The organism is Marinomonas primoryensis (assembly GCF_013372285.1).
In the GTDB taxonomy this organism is placed as follows: domain Bacteria; phylum Pseudomonadota; class Gammaproteobacteria; order Pseudomonadales; family Marinomonadaceae; genus Marinomonas; species Marinomonas primoryensis.
The window spans coordinates 4,045,705-4,068,722 of the sequence record NZ_CP054301.1 but is presented as its reverse complement, the minus strand read 5'-3'; the positions used below and the strand labels follow the sequence as shown (position 1 = coordinate 4,068,722).

Annotated in this window: 22 protein-coding genes; 16 read left to right on the top strand and 6 right to left on the bottom strand. The window is 42.6% G+C overall.

Annotated elements, in window-relative coordinates; genetic code table 11:
- Nucleotides 1–512 precede the first annotated feature (512 nt).
- From rpmH to mnmE, 4 genes are all read left to right on the top strand, one after another.
- The gene (gene rpmH / locus MP3633_RS18895) at nt 513–647 is read left to right on the top strand and encodes a 50S ribosomal protein L34 (RefSeq protein WP_084035504.1); all 135 of its coding nucleotides are present in this window, start codon (nt 513–515) and stop codon (nt 645–647) included.
- 8 nt (nt 648–655) lie between these two features.
- The gene (gene rnpA / locus MP3633_RS18890) at nt 656–1,054 is read left to right on the top strand and encodes a ribonuclease P protein component (RefSeq protein WP_112135447.1); all 399 of its coding nucleotides are present in this window, start codon (nt 656–658) and stop codon (nt 1,052–1,054) included.
- A gap of 94 nt (nt 1,055–1,148) precedes the next feature.
- Nucleotides 1,149–2,807, top strand: a complete 1,659-nt coding sequence (gene yidC / locus MP3633_RS18885) for a membrane protein insertase YidC (RefSeq protein ID WP_176336671.1) — start codon at nt 1,149–1,151, stop codon at nt 2,805–2,807.
- A 149-nt stretch (nt 2,808–2,956) separates the two neighbouring features.
- Complete coding sequence (gene mnmE / locus MP3633_RS18880) at nt 2,957–4,336, top strand: tRNA uridine-5-carboxymethylaminomethyl(34) synthesis GTPase MnmE (protein WP_176336670.1); 1,380 nt, start codon at nt 2,957–2,959, stop codon at nt 4,334–4,336.
- A 30-nt stretch (nt 4,337–4,366) separates the two neighbouring features.
- Here mnmE and MP3633_RS18875 read toward each other — a convergent pair whose 3' ends face one another.
- The 6 genes from MP3633_RS18875 to MP3633_RS18850 all read right to left on the bottom strand — a co-directional run bounded on the left by MP3633_RS18875 (nt 4,367) and on the right by MP3633_RS18850 (nt 11,149).
- Nucleotides 4,367–5,536, bottom strand: coding sequence for a glycerate kinase (locus tag MP3633_RS18875; protein ID WP_176336669.1), 1,170 nt, complete (start codon nt 5,534–5,536; stop codon nt 4,367–4,369).
- An 89-nt stretch (nt 5,537–5,625) separates the two neighbouring features.
- The gene (locus MP3633_RS18870) at nt 5,626–6,984 is read right to left on the bottom strand and encodes a GntP family permease (RefSeq protein WP_176336668.1); all 1,359 of its coding nucleotides are present in this window, start codon (nt 6,982–6,984) and stop codon (nt 5,626–5,628) included.
- A 189-nt stretch (nt 6,985–7,173) separates the two neighbouring features.
- A complete protein-coding gene (locus tag MP3633_RS18865) occupies nt 7,174–8,331 on the bottom strand; it encodes a sugar diacid recognition domain-containing protein (RefSeq protein ID WP_176336667.1) in 1,158 nt (385 codons plus the stop codon).
- A gap of 124 nt (nt 8,332–8,455) precedes the next feature.
- Nucleotides 8,456–9,436, bottom strand: a complete 981-nt coding sequence (gene acuI / locus MP3633_RS18860; protein ID WP_176336666.1) for an acrylyl-CoA reductase (NADPH) — start codon at nt 9,434–9,436, stop codon at nt 8,456–8,458.
- An 84-nt stretch (nt 9,437–9,520) separates the two neighbouring features.
- On the bottom strand, nt 9,521–10,186 hold the full coding sequence (gene acuR, locus MP3633_RS18855) for an acrylate utilization transcriptional regulator AcuR (RefSeq protein ID WP_244959749.1): 666 nt from the start codon (nt 10,184–10,186) through the stop codon (nt 9,521–9,523).
- 84 nt (nt 10,187–10,270) lie between these two features.
- Complete coding sequence (locus MP3633_RS18850; protein WP_112135458.1) at nt 10,271–11,149, bottom strand: AraC family transcriptional regulator; 879 nt, start codon at nt 11,147–11,149, stop codon at nt 10,271–10,273.
- Nucleotides 11,150–11,333: 184 nt separating this feature from the next.
- Between MP3633_RS18850 and MP3633_RS18845 the strand changes: the two genes are divergently transcribed.
- The 12 genes from MP3633_RS18845 to atpG all read left to right on the top strand — a co-directional run bounded on the left by MP3633_RS18845 (nt 11,334) and on the right by atpG (nt 23,006).
- Entirely contained in the window at nt 11,334–12,389 is a 1,056-nt protein-coding gene (locus tag MP3633_RS18845; RefSeq protein WP_112135460.1) for an NAD(P)-dependent alcohol dehydrogenase, read from the top strand.
- Between the two features lie 950 nt (nt 12,390–13,339).
- Nucleotides 13,340–15,229, top strand: coding sequence for a tRNA uridine-5-carboxymethylaminomethyl(34) synthesis enzyme MnmG (gene mnmG / locus MP3633_RS18840; RefSeq protein WP_176336665.1), 1,890 nt, complete (start codon nt 13,340–13,342; stop codon nt 15,227–15,229).
- Between the two features lie 53 nt (nt 15,230–15,282).
- Nucleotides 15,283–15,909, top strand: coding sequence for a 16S rRNA (guanine(527)-N(7))-methyltransferase RsmG (rsmG, locus tag MP3633_RS18835; RefSeq protein WP_176336664.1), 627 nt, complete (start codon nt 15,283–15,285; stop codon nt 15,907–15,909).
- 3 nt (nt 15,910–15,912) lie between these two features.
- Nucleotides 15,913–16,680 carry a ParA family protein gene (locus MP3633_RS18830; RefSeq protein WP_112135465.1) on the top strand — a complete coding sequence of 256 codons (768 nt, stop codon included), beginning with the start codon at nt 15,913–15,915 and terminating at the stop codon, nt 16,678–16,680.
- Nucleotides 16,681–16,727: 47 nt separating this feature from the next.
- Nucleotides 16,728–17,612 carry a ParB/RepB/Spo0J family partition protein gene (locus MP3633_RS18825; protein WP_176336663.1) on the top strand — a complete coding sequence of 295 codons (885 nt, stop codon included), beginning with the start codon at nt 16,728–16,730 and terminating at the stop codon, nt 17,610–17,612.
- Nucleotides 17,613–17,773: 161 nt separating this feature from the next.
- Nucleotides 17,774–18,181 carry an ATP synthase subunit I gene (locus MP3633_RS18820; protein WP_176336662.1) on the top strand — a complete coding sequence of 136 codons (408 nt, stop codon included), beginning with the start codon at nt 17,774–17,776 and terminating at the stop codon, nt 18,179–18,181.
- 48 nt (nt 18,182–18,229) lie between these two features.
- Nucleotides 18,230–19,078, top strand: a complete 849-nt coding sequence (gene atpB, locus MP3633_RS18815) for a F0F1 ATP synthase subunit A (RefSeq protein ID WP_176336661.1) — start codon at nt 18,230–18,232, stop codon at nt 19,076–19,078.
- A 65-nt stretch (nt 19,079–19,143) separates the two neighbouring features.
- The gene (atpE, locus tag MP3633_RS18810) at nt 19,144–19,401 is read left to right on the top strand and encodes a F0F1 ATP synthase subunit C (RefSeq protein ID WP_012072127.1); all 258 of its coding nucleotides are present in this window, start codon (nt 19,144–19,146) and stop codon (nt 19,399–19,401) included.
- A gap of 57 nt (nt 19,402–19,458) precedes the next feature.
- Entirely contained in the window at nt 19,459–19,929 is a 471-nt protein-coding gene (locus tag MP3633_RS18805; protein WP_176336660.1) for a F0F1 ATP synthase subunit B, read from the top strand.
- 11 nt (nt 19,930–19,940) lie between these two features.
- The gene (locus MP3633_RS18800) at nt 19,941–20,477 is read left to right on the top strand and encodes a F0F1 ATP synthase subunit delta (RefSeq protein ID WP_176336659.1); all 537 of its coding nucleotides are present in this window, start codon (nt 19,941–19,943) and stop codon (nt 20,475–20,477) included.
- A gap of 38 nt (nt 20,478–20,515) precedes the next feature.
- Entirely contained in the window at nt 20,516–22,060 is a 1,545-nt protein-coding gene (gene atpA, locus MP3633_RS18795; RefSeq protein WP_176336658.1) for a F0F1 ATP synthase subunit alpha, read from the top strand.
- A gap of 85 nt (nt 22,061–22,145) precedes the next feature.
- On the top strand, nt 22,146–23,006 hold the full coding sequence (gene atpG / locus MP3633_RS18790) for a F0F1 ATP synthase subunit gamma (protein ID WP_176336657.1): 861 nt from the start codon (nt 22,146–22,148) through the stop codon (nt 23,004–23,006).
- Nucleotides 23,007–23,018: the final 12 nt, after the last annotated feature.

Here is a 23,018-nt window from a genome sequence, read left to right as displayed (position 1 = left end):
TGTAGACGTACTCCCTGGTTGAGTGACAGATAAGAAGCGGATTTTACCTCGCCCATTTGAAGTTATCCACACATAAATAGAAAAAATGGAACAACTCAGCCGAAAAGAAAGAAATGTTAATAACAGCCAATGTTATACACACCCGTAGATAACGTTTTTATATGTGTATAAATTGATAGGTTATGCACATGTTTATAGTGAATTATTTTTACGTTATGCACAAGGGTGAGTAGAATTATCTTTTTGATTTTTATGTACATTCGCAAAGTAAAAACTATCCCTGTGGATAACAAAAAATATTCTAATGTCGTTTATCCACCAATAGGGTAAAACTCTGTGCGTAAGTGTCTAATACTTTAGAAGGTCATTTTTTAAATAATAAAACTGTGTTAAGCATTGAATTAACCAGAGAAAGGCACTAAAATCCGCGCCCTGATTTGACGATCAATTGTAGAGGCTTGGCGGTCGCTAACCCTCAAAACTCAAACACTGCATTCAGTGAGAGAATAAAGATGAAAAGAACTTTCCAACCTAGCGTTTTGAAACGCAAACGTAACCACGGCTTCCGTGCTCGTATGGCAACTAAAAGCGGACGCCAAATTGTCGCTCGCCGTCGTGCCCGCGGCCGCAAGGTATTAAGCGCATAAAACCGCTGATGACCGATTATTGTTTTCCCCGGCATGTCAGACTACTGAATGCCGGGGATTATCAATCCGTCTTTAATGACACATCCTCCAAAGTCTTCGCAGGCGAATTCCTTTTATTGGCACGAAAACGAGATGATAACCAAACACGGTTGGGTCTTATTGTGTCTAAGAAAACGGATAAACGTGCGGTGGGCAGGAATCGTATCAAACGCTTGGTACGGGATTCCTTTCGCCATAATAAAACGCTCCTTGAAGGTCTAGACATTGTTTTTCTAGCACGACAAGGTATTAAAGAGTTAGACAACCCTGATCTGCACAAACGCTTGGAAAAAGCATGGGATCAACTGGCGAAAAAAGCACTAAAACCCACTCAAAATAAAAAACGCGATCACTCTAAGCAGAAATAGGCTGAAAAAACTGCCAAAGGCTGGTTTAATAGCGCGTGATTTTAATCAGGGTTCTGTGAACCTATTGTCCAACCAAACAAATTAGTTGAATACCATGGATTTCAGACGTTACTTTTTATGGGGTGCGCTTTTTATCAGTGGCTACCTACTGTTTCTACAGTGGAGCCAAGATTATGGTCCTCAGTCCACTCAAAGCGTAGCTCAAAGCTCTCAATCTCAATCTGAGACAAACACTCAAATGAGCGATGATTTGCCTTTGGCAATTCAAAGCACGACGACCGATGCCAATATCGAAATTCCGCAAAGTGCAACTAATATTGCACCTGGGAAATTGATTGTAGTAACAACCGATACATTACGTGTTGCTATTAACCCTATTGGCGGTGACCTTGTTGAAGCAGCACTTCTTCAGTACAAAAAAGAATTAGACAAACCTGATCCTTTTGTTATCTTAGAAGACGGCCCTGAGCGCACATACGTGACGCAAAGCGGCTTGGTTGGTCAAAATGGTCCCGATGCTTCTACCGAAGGTCGCCCAGTTTACCAAGCAGAAAAGACGTCTTATAATTTGGCTGACGGTGAAGACTCACTTGATGTGAATCTGTATTACACTGATGCGAAAGGTGTGAAATACACAAAAACCTTCCGCTTCATGAAAGGCAAATACCGTATTCGCCAATTGATCACTGTAGACAATACGACGTCTTCAACATGGCGTGGTAATTTGTTTGCGCAGATCAAGCGTGATAACACGCCAGATCCAAGCCAAGCTACCAGCATGGGCCTACAGCCTTATTTAGGTGGTGCGCTATCGGATGAGCAAAACAAGTACAACAAAATATCTTTTTCGGATATGAAAGAAGAACCGGTCAAAACAACCACAACAAAAGGTTGGATTGCCGTACTGCAACATTACTTTGTGACCGCTTGGGTTCCAGAACAAGGTCAAAAAGTAACCTTGCAAGCACGTACAAATGGTGATTTCAACATCATCGGTTTCACGGGTTCTCCTGTTGAAATTGCACCTGGTAAACAAGGTACTTTGAGTTCAACGTTCTACGTTGGCCCAAAACTACAAGATCATCTTGAAAGTACCGCTGAAAACCTAGATTTGACTGTCGATTACGGCTGGTTGTGGTGGTTGGCTAAACCACTATTCTGGTTGCTAACCTTGATCCAATCTTTCGTGATTAACTGGGGTATTGCCATTATCTTGATCGTTGTTTGTGTGAAAGCCATCTTCTTCAAGTTGTCTGCCACAAGCTACCGTTCAATGGCGAAAATGCGTAAATTCGGTCCTGAAATTGCTAAACTGAAAGAACAGTATGGTGATGATAGACAGAAGATGTCGCAAGCCATGATGGCGCTGTACAAAAAAGAGAAGATTAACCCTCTGGGTGGCTGCTTACCTATTTTGGTTCAAATGCCAGTTTTCCTTTCTTTGTACTGGGTATTGATGGAATCGGTTGAGTTACGTCATGCACCATTCTTCCTTTGGATCAATGATTTAGCGGTAATGGATCCGTATTTCATACTGCCTATCTTGATGGGTCTAAGTATGATGGGACAACAAATGTTGAACCCTACGCCTCCAGACCCAATGCAAGCTCGAATCATGAAGATTATGCCTATCGCATTTACCTTCTTCTTCTTATGGTTCCCTGCTGGTCTCGTTCTGTACTGGGTAACCAACAACAGCTTGTCGATCATACAGCAGTACATCATTACCAAACGTATCGAACGAGAAGTGTAACGTACTCGCGTTAATCTGCTCTTCGATAAAAAAAGGCTTCCCAATGGGAGGCCTTTTTTACGTTTAGATTGCCATGATTTCCCTGCTAATAGACAATGGCGATAATTTCTACTCATTCCTTTTTCCAGTTCACCGCACAGAGTTTGATTATGACCGATTTCCAATACGCCACAGACCAAGACACGATCGCCGCACAAGCCACCGCTCCCGGCCGAGGTGGCGTAGGGATAATTCGTTTATCTGGCCCAAAAAGCCTCGCGATTGCCAAACAGATCGTCGGCTTTGAACCTAAACCTCGTTACGCCCATTACGTCCCCTTCAAAGACGCCAGCGACGATCAGCTCGACATGGGCTTAGCGCTGTATTTCCCTGGGCCAAACTCCTTCACAGGCGAAGATGTTTTTGAACTACAAGGACATGGCGGTCCAGTGATTATGGACATGTTGTTGAGTCATTGCGTTGCCCTTGGTGCACGTTTAGCCCGCCCAGGAGAGTTTTCAGAACGCGCCTTCATGAACGACAAAATGGACTTAACCCAAGCGGAAGCCATTGCCGATCTGATCGACAGTACATCTGAACAAGCGGCTAAATGCGCACTGCGTTCCTTGCAGGGTGCCTTTTCAAAACGCGTTGACGAACTGGTCGAAGCCCTGATTCATTTGCGTATTTACGTGGAAGCCGCCATCGATTTCCCAGAAGAAGAAATCGACTTCATCGGTGACGGCAAAGTCGCCGCGGAATTGGCTGGGATTCAAGCCAAGCTGCAAACCGTTTTAAAAGAAGCCAACCAAGGCGCCTTGATTCGTGAAGGCATGAACGTCGTAATCGCAGGACGTCCAAACGCCGGAAAATCCAGCTTGCTAAACGCCTTATCAGGGAAAGAATCCGCCATCGTGACCAACATAGAAGGCACAACGCGTGACGTCTTGCGCGAACATATTCATCTAGATGGTATGCCGCTGCATATTATCGACACCGCTGGCTTGCGCGACAGCCCAGACGAAGTAGAGCGCATCGGTATTCAGCGCGCGTGGGACGAGATCAGCAAAGCCGATCGTATTTTAATGATGGTCGATAGCCAATCTATTGATTCAAAAGACCCAAGCGAGATTTGGCCAGAGTTCATGGAAAAACTCGGCGGTACTCAGCATTTAACATTAGTTCGAAATAAAGTCGATTTAACCAAAGAAAGCACTGGAATCGAAATGGTCTCAGGCGTCCCTGTGATCTCCTTGTCAGCTAAAACAGGTGATGGCATTAATGATCTTACCGATCACCTAAAAGAGGTTATGGGCTTCGACAGCACGACAGAGGGCGGTTTTATCGCTCGTCGTCGACATATCGAAGCGCTCAACAAGGCAAAACGCTTTTTAGACGCGGGGGACGAGCAACTTCACGGCTACGGCGCAGGGGAATTACTGGCAGAAGATCTCAAAGAAGCGCAACAAGCCCTGAGTGAAATCACCGGCGCGTTTACCAGTGATGACTTGCTTGGCCGCATCTTTGGCTCGTTTTGTATTGGGAAGTAGTCATTAAGACAGCGCCTTAGTTGGAAGGCGCTAAGGCTTTTTTCCGAACTGGCCTTGTCCTAATTTAATGGCGGCGGCGATGTTTCGTGATGAATTGATCAGGTTAATTTTCGCTTGAGCTAGCACGTTATCAAGACTATCCAGCGCGGGAATAATCGGAAAAATAGCCAGCATGCCATGGGCCAAAATAGCCTCTGCATCTGTTCCCAAACTACCAGCAATACCAATGGTTGGAACCCCATTTGCGTTGGCTTGTTTCAACACGCCCATTGGGGTTTTTCCAAATACCGTTTGGCCATCGATTCGACCTTCACCAGTAATGACCAAATCTGCGCCTTGAAGCTTTTCAGCTAAGCCGACGGTTTCCATAACAATCTCGATACCCGGTTTTAGTGTCGCATTGAGAAAGACTTTCGCGCCCAATCCCATACCGCCTGCAGCACCTGCACCGGAATCTAATCGGTAATCATCAAAACCATGTTGTACTAAAACATCCGCGAAATGGGCTAACGACTTGTCTAATTGCTCGACCATATCGGGCGTGGCGCCTTTTTGCGGCCCGAAAATAGCAGACGCACCACGTTCACCGCACAAGGGGTTATCGACATCACACGCAACATCAAAGCGACATCCAGCCAAAAGAGGGTGTACTTGGCTCACATCAACATAACTCAATTGCGCCAATGCAATTCCACCAAACGGCAATTCTTGCTGTTTATCGTCTTTAAATTGAATGCCAAGCGCTTGAGCTAAACCTGCACCGGCATCGTTCGTAGCACTGCCACCCAATCCAAGCACTATGTGTTTTATGCCCCGATCAAGTGCGTCTTTTATCAATTCACCAGTACCAAAACTGGTGGTATAGAAAGGTTTACGTTGATCCCGCGGCACCAAATGCAAACCAGAAGCAGACGCCATTTCGATCACGGCAGTTGTCGGTTCTTGATCGTCCTCCGCACCCAAAATGCCATATTGCGCCTTAACTTGATTGCCCAGCGGTCCTGTCACTTCAAGATAGACCAAATGACCTTGCGTCGCGTCGACCATAGATTGCACCGTGCCTTCACCGCCATCTGCCATCGGCACTTTGATGTATTCTGCCTCAGGAAAGACATGGCCAAAGCCCGTCTCAATCGCGATAGCGACGTCAAGCGCAGTTAAGCTTTCTTTAAAAGAATCCGGTGCAATAATAATTTTCATACTTGTCCTTTTGAGTCATTGAGCTTTTGAATCAATCAAAGCAAGAAATGCGCCTATTCGTTCGCCAAGATAAGCGCAAAAGTAATCCTTTAGAGTAAGAACAAGCTAAGAACATACACAAGGCACATTGCAGTGACGCCCTGAATCAGGGTCGCCATCGTTTGCGCTTTATAAGCTTGTGATACGCTCATACGGCTAAATTGAGTCACTACCCAGAAGAAACTATCATTGGCATGAGAAACCGTCATAGCACCCGCACCAATAGCCATTACGGTTAATACGCGGCCCATTTCACTGGCTAAACCAATGTCACCCAACATAGGCGCAACCAAAGCCGATGTTGCGACTAAAGCGACCGTAGAAGACCCTTGTGCTGACTTTAACGCTGCGGCGACAATAAATGGCATAAAGATACCAATACCAAGCGCAGACAATGACGTACCAAGAAATTCACCAATCGGCGTCGCTTTAAGAACCGCACCAAAGGCACCACCGGCACCTGTGATTAATAAAATAGGAGCAGCAACAACCAAACCTTGGCTAATGCGCTCGCTAAACTCTTCTATTTTTTTATCACTTTTTAACAGCAATAAAGATAAAAACAGGCCAATTAACAAGGCATTTACAGGTTGTCCTAAAAACACTAATGCATCATATAAAGTCTCTTTTCCCAGAGGTGCGGAAGGAAAACCAGCAATAGATCCAAAACATATTAATAAAATAGGTACAAAGATCGGCGCAAAGGCTTTAAATGGGCTTGGCAGCGCACCGTAACTTTGTTTTAACGCTTCGTAATCTTCATTTTGAGTTTTTAGTTCATCCGCGCCTTCGCCATCAGGCTCGATATTAGCAAAGCGATTTGCCCACAACATTCCCGCCAAAGCCGCAACAGCAGCGACAAAAATACCCACTAAGATAACCAAACCCAAATTTGACTCTAGGCCTAAGTTCCCTGCCGCCGCAATAGGACCAGGCGTTGGCGGTACAAAGGTATGTGTCGCATAAAGCCCAGTGGCCAGAGCCACACTCATAGACACACTGGAAACTTTCATGCGATTTGCCATGGACTGTTTCAATGAGTTTAAAATAACAAAGCCAGAATCACAGAACACGGGGATGGAAACGATATAACCAATCAAGGACATGGTTAAAGTAGGAAAGCGTTTTCCTAGAAGCTTAATAACGCAATTGGCCATGGTAATGGCTGCACCGCTTTTTTCTAAAATGGTTCCAATAATCGTACCTAGGACGATCACTAGTCCTATGTACCCAAGAATCCCGCCAAAGCCTGATGTAATCGTTTTAGCAATGGTACTGCTAGGTAAACCATAAGCAAACGCTGCAATAAACGCCGCTAATATCAGGGTTAAGAAAGGATGAAGTTTAAATCTGGACGTTGCCAGTACGATAAAGGCGATTACCCCTATCAAGATAAGTACTAAATTCATTGAGTCTGTCCTTTTTATTTTTAGTTTTTGGAGTCAATAACACCAATTTTAAGGACTTTTATTATTCAATAAACAGCCGACTTAAGCTTTAGCCACTTAGCTGGATATAACGTTCTTTTGTATGCTTTTTTTGTTCATTTGCACAAAATTATCGGATTTTATACTCTCAATAAGTAACTTTACTGTCATTTAATCCGCAATTAATTGGCCTAAATAGAGTCTAAAAAGACCATCTAATGCATGAATGTCTAATTGGGTAATGTGTTGAATTTTATCTAAGCGATACCGCAATGTATTACGGTGAATGTGTAAGGCATTAGCACACTGCTGTAAATCCCCAAAATGAGTAATGTAGGCAGCGAGCGTTTTTCGTAACGATCCTTTATTATCAGCGGATTGAAGTTGTTGGTAATGACTAGATAAAATCTCACCACGCCAATTGTGTTTAAGACCAGATAATAAAACCTGCAAAGAATAATCCTCAAACAAATACTTCCTCTCTTCATTGTTAAACTGCTTACCAATGACCAAGGTTTCCTGAGCCGTTTGATAGGAATGCGCTATGCCATCTATATTTGGAAAATAATGCCCTAGGGCAATTTTTGTACAGCCTTTGATATGATGAGGTAAACGTTTTAAGAGTTCATCAATACGCGCACTTTCTAGGGTAGGATCCCAGTTATGTCCATCTAGAAAAGCGGGTTTTAGAATAACCAGTTGATTCAGAGACGTCATAGCGACTAAATTTCCACGCTCAGGATACTGTAGAAGGTGTAATACCTCTTTCAGATTGTTCGCATCATGACCGTTATTCAAAGTTTTAGAGTTTATGTCACTCACTTCTATAATCGCTGCAACTCTAGGCGTTTCAAGTGAAATACCTAATTGAGAAGCCCATTCGATGAGCTGGGATTTATCTCGGAAATCCCCTTTAATCAATTGCAGAATAAACTCTTCTTTTTGGCGATTTTCCCATTGCAGTTTGTCTTGTAAATTGGCTTGCTCAACGATTATCTCAGCGGTCATTTTTAATAACTGCCCGTAAGGCGTTATTTCTTTGAACTCCCCTGTGATACCAATAACACCAATAATTTGACCTTGATAATGAAGAGGTAAATTAATACCGGGTTTTACCCCTATAAGTCCTGATGCAGCTTCTAAGGTAATTTCTACCACTCTATTTTGAGTAATCGCTAATAACGCCCCTTCATGAATAGCACCAATACGCAGATTATCGCCCGAGCCAAGAATCACACCACGATTGTTCATTACATTCACATTGTGTCCCAAAATACTCATGGTACGGCTGACTATTTGCATGGCGATAGCTGGGTCTAAAACGTACATTGAGGCTCCAATCAATAATAAAGGCGAAGTCATGTTACTGAAGTTGAGAAAGGAAAACAGCCAAGATGGCACCACTGATCGTACTTTTACTCGACCATAAACTAAGCTGCTTTCATCACAGAACCTATCTTATTACGACAATCACTCGACCACGTACTTGGCCATCAAGCAATTTATAGGCTGTTTCTACAACGTCCTCTAATACTATTTCTGTGCTTATTACATCAAAATCTTGTGGTTGTAGTAATTCACTTAGACGCTGCCAAGCTTCAATACGATCCGCTTTAGGGCGCATAACGCTGTCGATGCCGATGAGTTTGACGCCACGCAGAATAAACGGTGCGACGGACGCAGGGAAGTCCATACCTTGCGCTAAGCCACAAGCCGTTACGACACCACCATATTGTGTACTCGCACAAGCATTGGCTAAGGTATGACTGCCGACGCAATCAATCACGCCTGCCCAACGCTCTCTTTGCAATGGTTTACCTGGCTCTGAAAGCGTACTGCGATTAATAACCTCACTCGCACCAAGCGCTTTTAAATAATCAACTTCTTCCATTCGCCCTGTTGATGCCACTACGTGATAACCAAGACGATTAAGCAAACGAATCGCAAAGCTGCCCACACCACCATTAGCACCTGTGACAAGAATTTCTCCAGAACCTGGAACAACACCTTGTTTTTCAAGGGCTAAAACCGAAAGCATGGCGGTGTAGCCCGCTGTACCTATTGCCATGGATTGCTTAGCTTCTATACCTTTTGGAAGCGGGATCAACCAATCACTTTTTAAGCGCGCTTTTTCAGCAAGTCCACCCCAATGCATTTCACCCACCCCAAAACCATTCAATAATACCCAATCCCCTTCAGAAAAAGCGTCTGAGTCACACTGAGTCACTTGGCCAACCAAATCAATACCAGGCACCATAGGAAAGGATCGAACAACGGGGGATTTACCAGTAATGGCTAAGCCATCTTTATAATTTAACGTGCTGTAATAAACATCAACCAAGACATCGCCTTCAGGCAACTGGCTTTCATTTAATTCTGTCACAGACGCTGAATTTTTTTTATCTTCTTGAGTAATCAATACACCTTTAAACATACTACCTCCACTTTTAGACCGATCGTCTAGTTAAATAACTAAAAAAAGCCAAGTAATGATGCTTGGCTCCAGCGGACAACAAGGCTATTTCACCTTAATCGCCTGTATAAAGAATTCTAGGAAAAGACTTAAGGGCTGAGTGTCTTTCATTAATCGTGTGCGGTGAACCGCACCTTCCCAGCCAATCCAAAACGCTTGAGAAGTATCTTCAATAGAATTATGCAGGGTAATCTCACCCGCTTTCAATGCCAGCAGAAGGCACGCAGCGACACGAATTTGCCAGCTTTGATAAGTCTCTTGAAGCTGCTCACGAAACACATCGGATAAATTCGGTGATTCTTGCTCTAAATTACCTACTAAACAGCCTCGTTTAAAGTCATGTCGCACAATACCGTCCTGAGCATCCTTTGCAAACCGTTGTAATCGCTCTAAAGGAGAAAAAGCTTCATCTAATAAAAAACAGTCTAATTTGGCTTCAAAGTAACAACGATAGCGCTGAAGAACGGCAAGACCAAACTCCTCTTTACTAGAAAAATAGTGGTAAAAAGACCCTTTAGGAACCCCTACAGATTTTAAAATGGGGTCAATACCACTTCGAGAAAAGCCGATTTCCGTCAGCATTAACATACCTGCTCTTAACAAAGATTCACGCGTATCAACAGAATCAGCTGACAGCTTTTTTGGTCGTCCTCGGCGAGGCTTGCTGGGAGCATTTATTATTAAATCTTGTTCATTAATGAAATTGTGCAAATTGCCACACCTATACTGATAAAACACGAGAGTAATAAATTTAGACCAGTCGTCTACTAAAATCAAATTTCTATATAATTTAATTCACACCGCCACTTCTTCTCTTTGCTTGTCTTTGGTCGGTGGCGCACCAAAATACCGTTTATAATCTCGACTAAATTGATGGATGCTTTTATAGCCGACAACTAAGGCAATTTGGCCAACATTTAGGTGACCTTGATTAAGTAACATTTGCGCTTTCAAAAGGCGGAGTCGCTTTAAATATTGCAGAGGAGAAGATCCAACAATGGCTTTAAAATGATGATGAAAACTGGAGACACTCATATTGGCGCTTTCAGCGAGTTGCTCAATTCGCACCTCTTGATCTAATTGCAGCTGTAACTGTTTCAAAGAGTGAACAATTTGAGAAAAACGGCCTTGGTTTACAACAAGAGCCCGTAAAGCATCGCCTTGTGGGCTTTGTAATGCTTCAAAAATGACTTCTCTCACTCGACTCTGTCCCATGGTTTTTGCGGTTTTTGGATCATGTAGCGCTCTAATAAGCCGTTTAACGGCTTCTTCCATGTCTGGACTCATCGCAACAGATGACATGGGAAAATAAGGTACAGACAGCTTCAAGTCACTTTCAGTAGTATCAGAAACCAACTCAGATAATAATGCAGGATCTATATTAATCGACACGCCAAAAAGTGGTTCTTCTTTACTGGCAAAGGTTTCACATTCAAAAGGTAAAGGAAGGGTTTGTACTAAATAATGACCCGAATTGTAGTGAATTTCACGATCACCTAAATAACCAATTTTTCGACCTTGAACTATGATGGTCAATCCTGGACTGTAAATAAGCGGCATCCTCGGAAATGATTTTTCACTGCGCATTAATCTAACATTGGTAATTGAGGTATCTAAAAAGCCATCCTCTATTACCAGAGGTTTGATCAAATCAACTAAGTTCCTATCGGTCATGTTCGATCCGCCTGTCTATGAAAATCAATGAATTTAGTATCCACTCAAGATTGTGTAGGAAAAGTTAAATTTTCTTTATTTAGAGGAATAGGCAAAACTATAACAAAAATGCACAACATAAATTGAGAAAAATTACTCTAGACTAGATGTCACCTATTTCATGTTAAACACTGGAGTAACATTGATGAGTCAAACAAAAGCGTACGCTGCAAAATCAGCAACAACCCCTTTAGTTCCATTTTCATTTGAACGCCGCGATCTACGAGACAATGACGTCAACATAGACATTCTTTATTGTGGCGTCTGCCATTCAGATATCCATGTGGCAGAAAGTGATTGGGGTCCAAGTGAATACCCTGTCGTTCCTGGCCATGAAATTGTTGGTCGAGTTACAGACATTGGTAATAAAGTGAGTAAGTATAAAGTCGGTGACTTAGTTGGCGTCGGTTGCATGGTCGATTCATGCCAAACATGTTCATCGTGCAAGCAAGATTTGGAACAATATTGCGAGAATAGCTTTGTCGGAACCTACGGTTTTAAAGACTTAATCGATGGTACTTTAACTTATGGCGGTTACTCTGATCATATTGTGGTCCGTGAAGAGTTTGTTTTGTCCATTCCAGAAGCACTTGATGCCAGTAAAGCGGCACCATTATTATGCGCTGGTGTTACCACGTATTCGCCACTACGTCATTACGGCGTCAAAGCAGGCGATAAAGTAGGTATTCTAGGCATGGGCGGCTTAGGTCACATGGGTGTTAAATTCGCCAAAGCATTGGGCGCGGAAGTCACTATTTTTACTCGCTCTGAAAGTAAAATAGCAGAAGCAAAGAAACAAGGCGCCGATCACGTTATTGTTTCAACCGATGATGCTCAAATGCAAGCAGCGGCGATGAATTTTGATTTTTTACTAGACACCATCCCTGTTCAGCATGATTTGAACCCCTATCTAAATTGCTTAAAAGTTGATGGTATGCATATTTTAGTAGGTTTGATTGAGCCTATGGAACCTGCTGTTCATGCTGCAAATTTGGTATTAAAGCGCCGTATTCTGACAGGCTCTTTGATTGGTGGTATCGCAGAAACTCAAGAAGTATTAGATTTTTGTGCAGAACATAATATTGAATGCGATGCTGAGATGATTAATATTCAAGATATTAACGACTCTTATAAACGCATGAAAAAAGGCGATGTGAAGTACCGTTTTATCATTGACATGAAAAGCCTTAAAAACAGCTAATCGTTAAATCTCTTCGTTCTTCTTAGGAACAAAAATCTAGCAACAAAAAGCGTTCTCTATCAAATGTAGAGGGCGCTTTTTTATTTGTCTTTCTCCCCTCAAAACATACCTTCATTTTTACGTGACTTTTTTGTAAGACACGCCCACTAAGAAGGAGCCTTCATTGCTAGTCAGTTACATTCCTATCAATCACGACTCATTCAGCCTTCCTTTCCGACCGACAAGTAGCCATTTTTTATTGCTCTATACAAACGAGCCTTCATTCTGGCAGTAAACCTTCATTGAAGTCACTTTTAAAGAGTCAAAAAATTTAACTTATTCACAGAGTGGCATTTTTAAAAAATTGTCTTTCTTTCTCCACAATGCTTCAAACCCTTTGAAAACCTACATCTATGGAAACTATTCACATTTTGAAGTCATAAAAAAAACAATTAATTAGGTTTTTTTTATTTTTTTGCTTGTGGATTGTTTTTTTTAAACAAAGGCAAAAAAACGCTTATAAAATAAATTAAACTGTTAATAATCAGTAACTTAAATTCTAATATTTTTTAAAAAACACCTGTTGATAAGTATGGTAATAGGTTGATAAGAAGTTTTGCACAGTTTTTAACAACTTAGAGGTAAAAATCAGGTCGTGTATAAGTGGTACTTTTATACACAGGAATAGGTTACCCACAACACAGGAAGAGAGGGGGGTCGTTAACAAGATGTTATCGCTGTATCAATATGATTTATATGTATAAAAAATACTTACTAACAGATTTTTGCTTCCTATATAAACATAACAATAACAAAAGACCTTATATACTACTTATATATATTAATATTGATGACCGGGTAAATCAGATTTCGCTCACTTTCTTTTTAGAATTTTGCCTATATACTAAGCGGCCTTATCGATAGTTGATCGTTTTTCATTCATTTTTCTATTTAGTAATACCGAGGTTCCTGTGGATTTCCCGAGTCGCTTTGATGTGATTGTGGTTGGTGGTGGACATGCTGGTACAGAAGCTGCTTTGGCTTCAGCACGTATGGGCGTTAAAACATTGTTACTTTCCCACAACATTGAAACTTTAGGACAAATGTCCTGTAACCCTGCTATTGGTGGCATTGGCAAATCCCATTTAGTAAAAGAAATTGATGCTTTGGACGGTGCCATGGCGTTGGCAACCGATAAAGCCGGCATTCAATTTCGTACTTTGAACTCTCGAAAAGGCCCAGCTGTTCGAGCAACTCGTGCTCAAGCTGACCGCATATTATATAAAGCGGCTATTCGTTATAAATTAGAAAACCAAGAAAATCTTTGGCTTTTCCAACAATCCGTAGAAGATCTTATTGTTGAAGACGGTGCCGCTCGAGGTGTTATTACCCAGACTGGTATTCGTTTTAATAGCAAAACCGTTGTATTAACCGCGGGAACTTTTTTAGGTGGCATCATACATATTGGTTTACAGAATCATTCTGGTGGCCGAGCTGGAGATCCACCTTCAATCGGTTTGGCCGAAAAATTGCGCGCGCTGCCATTTCGAGTTGATCGTTTAAAAACAGGTACACCACCTAGAATTGATGCACGTTCAGTTGATTTTTCTCAAATGCAAGCACAACCCGGAGATGACACTACGCCCGTTATGTCGTACATGGGAAATAGAGCTATGCATCCTCGTCAAATTGAATGTTTTATTACCCATACGAATGAGCGAACTCACGACATTATTCGTGCTGGTATGGATCGGTCTCCTATGTATACCGGTGTGATTGAAGGGGTAGGGCCGCGTTATTGTCCTTCTATTGAAGACAAAATAGTGCGCTTTGCGGATAAAAATTCACATCAGATTTTCATTGAGCCAGAGGGTTTAACGACACACGAACTTTACCCCAATGGTATTTCGACGTCCTTGCCATTTGATGTTCAAATTGAGCTAGTTCGCTCGATGAAAGGCATGGAAAACGCGCATATTATGCGTCCTGGTTACGCCATTGAATACGATTACTTTAATCCTCAAGATTTAAAATATTCTTTAGAAACCAAACACATGCCTGGTTTGTTTTTCGCCGGACAAATCAACGGTACGACCGGTTATGAAGAAGCGGGGGCGCAAGGTTTATTGGCGGGTTTAAATGCGGCATTACTGGCACAAGATAAAGACGCTTGGACACCTCGTCGTGATGAAGCCTATCTTGGTGTATTGGTAGATGATTTGATTTCTATGGGAACCAAAGAACCTTACCGTATGTTTACTAGTCGTGCGGAATATCGTTTGATCTTACGTGAAGACAACGCCGACATGCGCTTAACAGAGAAAGGCCGTGAATTGGGTCTGGTGTCTGATGAACGTTGGGCCGCGTTTTGTAAAAAACGCGAAGCGATTGAACTTGAAACACAACGATTAAAATCAAGCTGGATTGTACCTAATTCACCGGAATCAGATATTATTAATCCAAAATTGGAAACTCCGATTACGCATGAGTATAACTTGCTCGATTTGCTCAAACGACCCAATATTGTGTATTCCGATGTGGCTGATTTAAAAAATGCGCTTGATGAACCGGTAGATGAACAGGTGTCTGAACAAGTTCAAATAGCGGTAAAATACGCGGGCTACATTACTCGTCAAGCGGAAGATATCGAGCGACTACGTCGTCAAGAAAATACTGCATTACCGGATGATTTGAATTATTCAAAGATGGAAGGTTTGTCGAATGAGATCAAGCAAAAGCTGACTCAGTTGCGTCCTGCGACATTGGCAGCGGCGTCTCGAATCCAAGGTGTAACACCAGCCGCGGTGTCCTTACTGTTAATTCACTTGAAAAAACGTGCGATTGCGCGCAAAAGTGCCTAGAATCATCAGCCGATAATCCCTAATTACTCATTCTTTATAGAAATGGATCGACTGTGACACACTTTGACACCATTCAAAAAGGCGCCCAACAAATGGGCGCTGTTCTCTCTGATGATACCATTCAGATTCTTGTTCGCTATCTTGCTATGCTTGAAAAGTGGAACAAGGCTTATAACCTGACCGCCATTCGTGATGTTGAGCAAATGATTTCTTTGCATTTGTTTGATAGTTTGGCGACGTTACCTTATATCACCGGTGAGCATATTATAGATGTCGGCACAGGCCCTGGCTTACCTGGTATGGTGCTTGCTATATGTTGTCCTGAGAAACGTTTTACTTTGCTTGACAGTAATGGCAAAAAAACACGCTTCCTAACCCAAGTTAAAATGGAACTGGGGATTCATAACGTAACGGTAGAAAATGAACGGGTTGAAAAGCATCCTCATCAAGGTGAATACGATCACGTTATCTCTCGAGCCTTTGCTTCTCTACAAGATATGATTCGGTGGACTCTGCCTCTGCCTAGTAATACGGGTAATTTTTTGGCCATGAAAGGGGTTTACCCTAGTGAAGAAATAGCGGCACTACCGAAAGAGGTTGATTTAGTATCAGTAGAGCCTCTTAATGTGCCAAATATTCAGGCAGAGCGTCACATGGTAGTAATGACGCGTAAAGGATAAAGCATGGCAAGAATCATCGCAGTTACAAACCAAAAAGGTGGTGTTGGTAAAACCACCACCTGTGTCAATTTAGCGGCCTCTCTTGCGGCGATGAAGCGCCGAGTTTTATTAATTGATTTAGATCCGCAAGGTAACGCTACGACAGGAAGTGGCTTGACCAAAGAAGAATTAGACACCAGTGTTTACGATGTATTAATTGGCACTCATGGCGTAAAAGAAGTCATGAAAAAAACCATGCCTGGAGATTATTGGGTATTACCCGCTAATGGTGATTTAACTGGTGCAGAAGTTGTTTTATTAGACTTACCAAGTAAAGAAACACGGCTACGAGCAGGCTTGTATGAAGTCGATAATGACTTTGACTTTATCTTGCTTGACTGTCCTCCTGCATTGAACATGTTAACCGTCAATGCGCTTGCCGCCTCTCAAGGTGTGCTTATTCCTGTACAGTGTGAATATTACGCTTTAGAAGGGTTAACGGCCTTACTGCAAACCATAGAGCGTATTACTCAAGCGTTAAACCCATCGCTAGTGGTCGAAGGGATTCTACGAACCATGTATGATCCTCGTCCAAGTTTAACTCACGATGTTTCCAATCAGCTTCATAAGCATTTTGGGGATAAGGTTTACGACACAGTTATACCTCGAAATATTCGCTTAGCTGAATCGCCAAGTTATGGCTTACCTGTTTTACACTATGAAAAACAATCTCGTGGCGCCATCGCTTATCTTGCTTTAGCGGGTGAGTTTATTCGAAAAACTGTTGTGTGATGATTGCTTAATATAGCGTATTTATAATACCAATTAGGGTTAATGAAATGACGATGAAAAAAAGAGGTCTAGGTCGTGGCTTAGATGCATTATTAGCGCCGCAAAAGGCGGCGACTCACGATGTTGATCGTGGCGCCAATAATGAAGAAATAAAAGGCCTGACTTACTTGCCTGTCGAGTGGCTTTCGAAAGGAAAATTTCAGCCTCGTCGCGACATGAACCCTGCGCAATTAGAAGACTTGGCATCGTCGATTCGCAATCAAGGTATTATGCAGCCTATTGTAGTCCGCCCCAGTGGTCATAACCAATATGAAATTATTGCGGGTGAACGTCGTTGGCGTGCTGCCAAATTAGCTGATTTAACCCAAGTACCTGTTATTGTTCGTCATGTTGAAGACGCCGACGCGGTCGTATTGGCGTTGATCGAAAATATTCAGCGTGAAGACTTAAACCCAGTAGAAGAAGCGTTAGCGTTACAGCGTTTGGTTGAGGATTTTCACCTCACGCAGCAAGAAGTGGCTGATACTGTGGGTAAATCACGTTCAACCGTGGCAAATTTATTGCGTTTATTAGGATTAACACCCGAAGTTCGTCGTTTATTAGAGCATGGCGATATTGAAATGGGTCACGCTAGAGCGTTACTCCCGTTAGAGCATGACAAACAAATCCAGGCAGCATCACAAGTTGTGACTAAATCTTTATCTGTCCGTGAGACAGAAAGATTGGTGAAAAACTTTCAAGTGATTGAAAAAAATGAAGATAGTAAACCTGTCTTGCCTGATTTAAGTGCAGAGGCTGAACGTATCAGTCAAAAAATGAATGCCGCTGTTAAAATTCAGCCTTCCTCCAAAGGAAAAGGTAAGCTTATCATTGAGTATCGTAACCCTGAACACCTAGAGCTCTTGATTAGTGAGCTACTCACCGGAAAATAAAGTAATTATGATTGAAGCTTTTCTATTTAGACAAGATGCTCTGAAAGTGATCTTGCTGTCTAGTTTAAGTTGAACACAGTCGCCATTACCCATATAATGCCTCGAATTTTGTAAATCATCACATTGATTGCACTTTTAGAGTGCAGCTAGAGAGTTAGGTAATGGAGACAAATAAGCCGTTAAGCGCGAGTGCAATCATCAGCGCCAGAAAGAAGGCTGTATTTCGTTTTCTCTTGTTACAATTATTTTTAACTCTTTTTGTATCATTGGGAATTTTTTACATTGCGGGTTGTCTGTATGGGTACTCTTTTATATTGGGTGCATTGACCAGTATATTACCCAGTATTTATATGGCATGGCGGATTTTTGGTTATAGGGGTGTCCGCCCAGCAAAAGATGTTGTTAGATCATTCTATCGAGGAGAAGCCGGTAAGTTGGCTATGACAGTGGTTTTATTGTCGCTGGTTTTTCTTCTGATAAAACCATTAGCTGCAGGTGCTTTTTTTGCAGGTTTTGGAGGCGCAATTTTGAGTCATTGGCTCAGTCCTATCGTGCTAAGAAATACTTAATACGATAGAGAATAGAATTTTAATCATTGAGAGAGCGTGGATATAAGTATGGGTATTGAAAGTCCAACAGCTTCTGCATATATAAAGCATCACCTTCAGAATTTGACTTATGGTCAACATCCTGACGGTACATGGGGTCTTGCCCATGATGCAAAAGAAGCAGCAGATATGGGATTCTGGGCAATTCATGTAGACACTATGGCGGTTTCAATCGCCTTGGGTATATTGTTCTTGTGGTTGTTCCGTAAAGCAGCAAAGAAAATATCAACAGATACACCATCAGGACTGCAAAATTTTGTAGAGCTTATGGTTGAATTTGTTGATAACAGCGTTAAAGAAACCTTTCATGGTAAGAGTAAGGTCATTGCACCTTTGGCTTTGACCATCTTTGTTTGGGTTTTCTTGATGAACTTCATGGATTTGATCCCAGTTGACTTTTTGCCAGCTGTTGCTAAGTGGGTGGGAGTGTCTATATTTGGCGCGGATCCTCATAATGTGTATTTCAAATTTGTTCCTACAACAGACATTAATGCCACGTTAGGTATGTCACTCTCTGTTTTTGCGTTGATTGTGTTCTATAGCATCAAGGTAAAAGGCATTAGTGGATTTGTTGGTGAACTGACGTTACAGCCTTTCGGCAAATGGATGATTCCTTTCAACTTCTTGCTTGAAGGTGTAGGTCTACTTGCTAAGCCTGTTTCATTAGCATTGCGATTGTTCGGTAACTTGTACGCTGGTGAATTGATCTTCATTTTGATTGCTATCTTACCTTGGGGTCTACAATGGGCTCTGTCGGTACCATGGGCAATCTTCCATATTTTGATTATCGTGCTTCAAGCCTTCATCTTTATGATGTTGACTATCGTCTATTTAAGTATGGCGCACGAAGATCACTAAAAGTGTGTTCTTTAAAGTAATATTTTTTAAACCTTATCTAAAACTGTGAAAATGTAGGAGTTAAAATGGAAACTGTAGTTGGTCTTACTGCGATCGCTGTAGCCCTTCTAATCGGTCTAGGTGCCCTAGGTACTGCGATTGGTTTTGGTATATTGGGTGGAAAATTCTTGGAAGGCGCAGCGCGTCAACCAGAAATGGTTCCAATGCTGCAAGTTAAAATGTTCATCGTAGCGGGTCTTCTTGATGCCGTAACTATGATCGGTGTAGGTATCGCATTGTTCTTCACTTTTGCGAATCCTTTTGTTGCTTTGGTCGCTGGTTAATATTCTGCAAAATTCTGCGGGAATGATTTTTAAACGACTAAAAGCGAGGGTATTAGCGTGAACTTAAATCTCACACTTCTAGGCCAAGCTATCTCGTTTGCCATTTTTGTCTGGTTCTGCATGAAATACGTGTGGCCACCAGTAATTGCTGCGCTCGAAGAGCGTAGTAAAAAAATTGCAGACGGTTTGGAAGCAGCGAACCGTGCTTCACGTGATCTTGAGTTGGCACAAGAACAAGCCTCTCAAACTCTACGTGCAAGTAAAGAGAACGCGGCCGAGATTATTGAACAAGCCAACAAACGTGCGAACCAAATTATCGACGAAGCAAACGAACAAGTAATTGCCGATGGCAAACGCTTGCGCGAAGCAGCTCAAGCAGAGATAGAACAAGATGTATTGCGTGCTAAAGAAGCATTGCGTTCACAAGTTTCTGTCCTTGCCTTTGCTGGTGCCGAGAAGATTTTGGGAGCCACTATTGACGAAAAAGCACATAGCGAGATCGTTGAAAAACTCGCTAAAGAGCTTTAAGCGAGGGTCTAATGGCTGAACTAAAAACAGTCGCGCGACCGTACGCTAGAGCAGCTTTCGAAGTTGCCCGTGAGCAAGGCCACGTTACAGAATGGGCTGATATGCTGAGCATATTAGCCGCTGTAACAGTGGAATCTAAGCTTAAGGTGGCACTTGGAAATCCAGCTTTTAGTGCGGAAGAGAAGGCAAACGCTCTAGCGGACGTTTGTGCGGAAGTAACAACAGAGCAGGGCAAAGCATTTTTGCTAGCCCTAGCTGAGAAAAAGCGTTTGACGCTTATTCCAGCGATCTCTGTGTTATATCAACAGTTCAAACTGAATTTTGAAAAAGCAGTGGATGTTGAATTTACCTCTGCTTTTGAATTATCAGCAGAACAGGCACAAGCATTGGCCGCAGCATTGGCGAAAAGGTTGGATCGTACTATCAACCTAACCAATGCAACAGACGCGAGCCTGCTTGGTGGCGTGGTTATCCGTACAGGTGACTTAATCATCGACGGTTCAGTTCGCGGTAAACTGGCGAAACTGTCCGAGGCGATAAACTCCTAGTGTTTCGTTAAATCGAAAACAGGGTTGAGGAATTTAGCATGCAGCAACTGAATCCATCTGAGATCAGCGAGATTATCAAGAAGCGCATCGAGAATCTCGATGTCACTTCTGATGCCCAAAATGAGGGCACAATTGTCAGTGTAGCAGACGGTATCGTTCTGGTTCACGGTTTGGCAGATGTTATGTACGGAGAAATGATTGAATTCTCCGGTGGTGTTTATGGTATTGCTTTGAACCTAGAGCGTGACTCTGTAGGTGCGGTAGTACTAGGTAAATACCAAGACCTTGTAGAAGGTCAAAAAGTTAAATGTACCGGTCGTATATTGGAAGTTCCAATCGGTCCTGAATTGCTTGGTCGTGTTGTTGACGCATTGGGTAACCCAATCGACGGCAAAGGCGATATCAATGCAAAATTAACGGATAAAGTTGAAAAAGTGGCACCAGGCGTTATCGAACGTCAGTCAGTTGATCAACCTATCCAGACTGGTTACAAAGCCATTGATGCCATGGTACCAATTGGTCGCGGTCAACGTGAGTTGATCATCGGTGACCGTCAAATTGGTAAAACGGCGTTGGCTATTGACACCATTATTGCGCAGAAAGACAGTGGCATTAAGTGTGTGTACGTAGCGATTGGTCAGAAACAATCTACTATTGCCAACGTTGTACGTAAGCTTGAAGAAGCGGGTGCAATGAGTTACACCACAGTGGTAGCGGCTGGTGCTTCTGATCCAGCGGCGATGCTTTACCTAGCGCCATACACTGGTTGTACTATGGGTGAATACTTCCGTGACCGCGGTGAAGACGCTTTGATCATTTATGATGATTTGACCAAGCAAGCTTGGGCTTACCGTCAGATCTCTTTGCTTCTTCGTCGTCCACCAGGTCGTGAAGCTTACCCAGGTGATGTATTCTATCTTCACTCTCGTCTTCTTGAGCGTGCTTCTCGTGTAAACGTTGAGTATGTTGAGAAATTCACCAATGGTGAAGTGAAAGGCAAAACCGGTTCTTTGACTGCGTTGCCAATCATCGAGACACAAGGTGGTGACGTATCTGCATTCGTACCAACCAACGTTATCTCCATCACAGATGGTCAGATATTCTTGGAAACGAGCTCGTTTAATGCGGGTATTCGTCCAGCGATGAACGCCGGTATTTCGGTTTCTCGTGTTGGTGGTGCAGCTCAAACTAAGATTGTCAAAAAACTTGGCGGTGGTATTCGTCTTGCTTTGGCTCAGTATCGTGAATTGGCGGCTTTCGCTCAGTTCGCATCTGACCTAGACGAAGCGACTCGTAAGCAGCTAGAGCACGGTAAACAGGTTACTGAACTGATGAAACAAAAGCAGTTCTCTCCTATGGCTGTAGCTGATATGGGCGTAGTTCTTTACGCTGCTAATGATGGCTTCCTTGTAGATGTTGAAACAAGCAAAATTGGTAGTTTTGAAACAGCATTGTTAGGTTATATGAACAGCGAACACGCTGATCTTATGGCTGACATCAACAAAACTGGTAATTTTAACGGCGAGATTGAAGCGACACTTAAAGCGGCAATCGAGAAGTTTAAAGCGACGCAAACTTGGTAATGACTTTGGTGACAAGCTACTAATCTAGCCTGTCACCACTTTCTTGCAGTTTGTGAAATAACATTCTCACAAGGGCAGTTCTATTATGGCAGTCGGAAAAGAGATACGTACTCAGATTTCGAGCATTAACAATACGCGTAAAATTACTCGTGCTATGGAAAAAGTAGCTGCTAGTAAAACGCGTAAAGCTCAGGATCGTATGGCCGCTTCTCGTCCGTATGCGGAACGAATTCGCCAAGTAGTTGGTCATTTGGCCAACGCGAATCCTGAGTATAAACACCGTTACCTTACCGAACGTGAGGCGAATCGTGTTGGTTATATCGTAATCTCTTCTGATCGTGGTTTATGTGGTGGTTTGAACGTTAACGTGTTCAAAAAAGCCATTAAAGATATGAAGCAGTTCGCTGATACGGGTGTTGAAATCGACATCTGTGCCATTGGCGGTAAAGCCGTTTCATTCTTTCGTAACTACGGCGGAAATGTAACAGCAGCGTTCACCGGTTTAGGTGATGCACCCAAAGCTGACGACTTAGTCGGTAGTGTAAAGGTGATGCTAGACGCATTTGACGAAGGTCGCATTGATCGTTTGTATGTGGTTTCTAATGAGTTCGTGAATACGATGACTCAGGTACCAACGGTTGAGCAACTTTTGCCACTGAAAGCGGAAGAGAATACAGAGTTACAGCACCACTGGGATTACATTTATGAGCCAGAAGCCGTTGAAATTTTAAACGAATTATTGGTTCGCTATATTGAATCTCAAGTATATCAGTCAGTCGTTGAAAACATTGCGTGTGAACAAGCATCTCGTATGCTTGCGATGAAAAACGCAACGGACAACGCCGGCGATATCATTGATGAATTGCAGTTGGTGTACAACAAGGCTCGTCAAGCAGCGATTACTCAGGAAATTTCTGAGATAGTCAGCGGCGCGGCAGCGGTTTAAGGTATTTAGGTA

What these genes read in the sequence shown, in the direction of transcription:
- rpmH (WP_084035504.1), top strand. Translation starts at nt 513, where the DNA reads ATGAAAAGAACTTTCCAACCTAGCGTTTTGAAACGCAAACGTAACCAC.
- rnpA (WP_112135447.1), top strand. Translation starts at nt 656, where the DNA reads ATGACCGATTATTGTTTTCCCCGGCATGTCAGACTACTGAATGCCGGG.
- yidC (WP_176336671.1), top strand. Translation starts at nt 1,149, where the DNA reads ATGGATTTCAGACGTTACTTTTTATGGGGTGCGCTTTTTATCAGTGGC.
- mnmE (WP_176336670.1), top strand. Translation starts at nt 2,957, where the DNA reads ATGACCGATTTCCAATACGCCACAGACCAAGACACGATCGCCGCACAA.
- MP3633_RS18875 (WP_176336669.1), bottom strand. Translation starts at nt 5,536, where the DNA reads ATGAAAATTATTATTGCACCGGATTCTTTTAAAGAAAGCTTAACTGCG.
- MP3633_RS18870 (WP_176336668.1), bottom strand. Translation starts at nt 6,984, where the DNA reads ATGAATTTAGTACTTATCTTGATAGGGGTAATCGCCTTTATCGTACTG.
- MP3633_RS18865 (WP_176336667.1), bottom strand. Translation starts at nt 8,331, where the DNA reads ATGTACGTTTTAGACCCAGCTATCGCCATGCAAATAGTCAGCCGTACC.
- acuI (WP_176336666.1), bottom strand. Translation starts at nt 9,436, where the DNA reads ATGTTTAAAGGTGTATTGATTACTCAAGAAGATAAAAAAAATTCAGCG.
- MP3633_RS18850 (WP_112135458.1), bottom strand. Translation starts at nt 11,149, where the DNA reads ATGACCGATAGGAACTTAGTTGATTTGATCAAACCTCTGGTAATAGAG.
- MP3633_RS18845 (WP_112135460.1), top strand. Translation starts at nt 11,334, where the DNA reads ATGAGTCAAACAAAAGCGTACGCTGCAAAATCAGCAACAACCCCTTTA.
- MP3633_RS18830 (WP_112135465.1), top strand. Translation starts at nt 15,913, where the DNA reads ATGGCAAGAATCATCGCAGTTACAAACCAAAAAGGTGGTGTTGGTAAA.
- MP3633_RS18825 (WP_176336663.1), top strand. Translation starts at nt 16,728, where the DNA reads ATGACGATGAAAAAAAGAGGTCTAGGTCGTGGCTTAGATGCATTATTA.
- MP3633_RS18820 (WP_176336662.1), top strand. Translation starts at nt 17,774, where the DNA reads ATGGAGACAAATAAGCCGTTAAGCGCGAGTGCAATCATCAGCGCCAGA.
- atpB (WP_176336661.1), top strand. Translation starts at nt 18,230, where the DNA reads ATGGGTATTGAAAGTCCAACAGCTTCTGCATATATAAAGCATCACCTT.
- atpE (WP_012072127.1), top strand. Translation starts at nt 19,144, where the DNA reads ATGGAAACTGTAGTTGGTCTTACTGCGATCGCTGTAGCCCTTCTAATC.
- MP3633_RS18800 (WP_176336659.1), top strand. Translation starts at nt 19,941, where the DNA reads ATGGCTGAACTAAAAACAGTCGCGCGACCGTACGCTAGAGCAGCTTTC.
- atpA (WP_176336658.1), top strand. Translation starts at nt 20,516, where the DNA reads ATGCAGCAACTGAATCCATCTGAGATCAGCGAGATTATCAAGAAGCGC.
- atpG (WP_176336657.1), top strand. Translation starts at nt 22,146, where the DNA reads ATGGCAGTCGGAAAAGAGATACGTACTCAGATTTCGAGCATTAACAAT.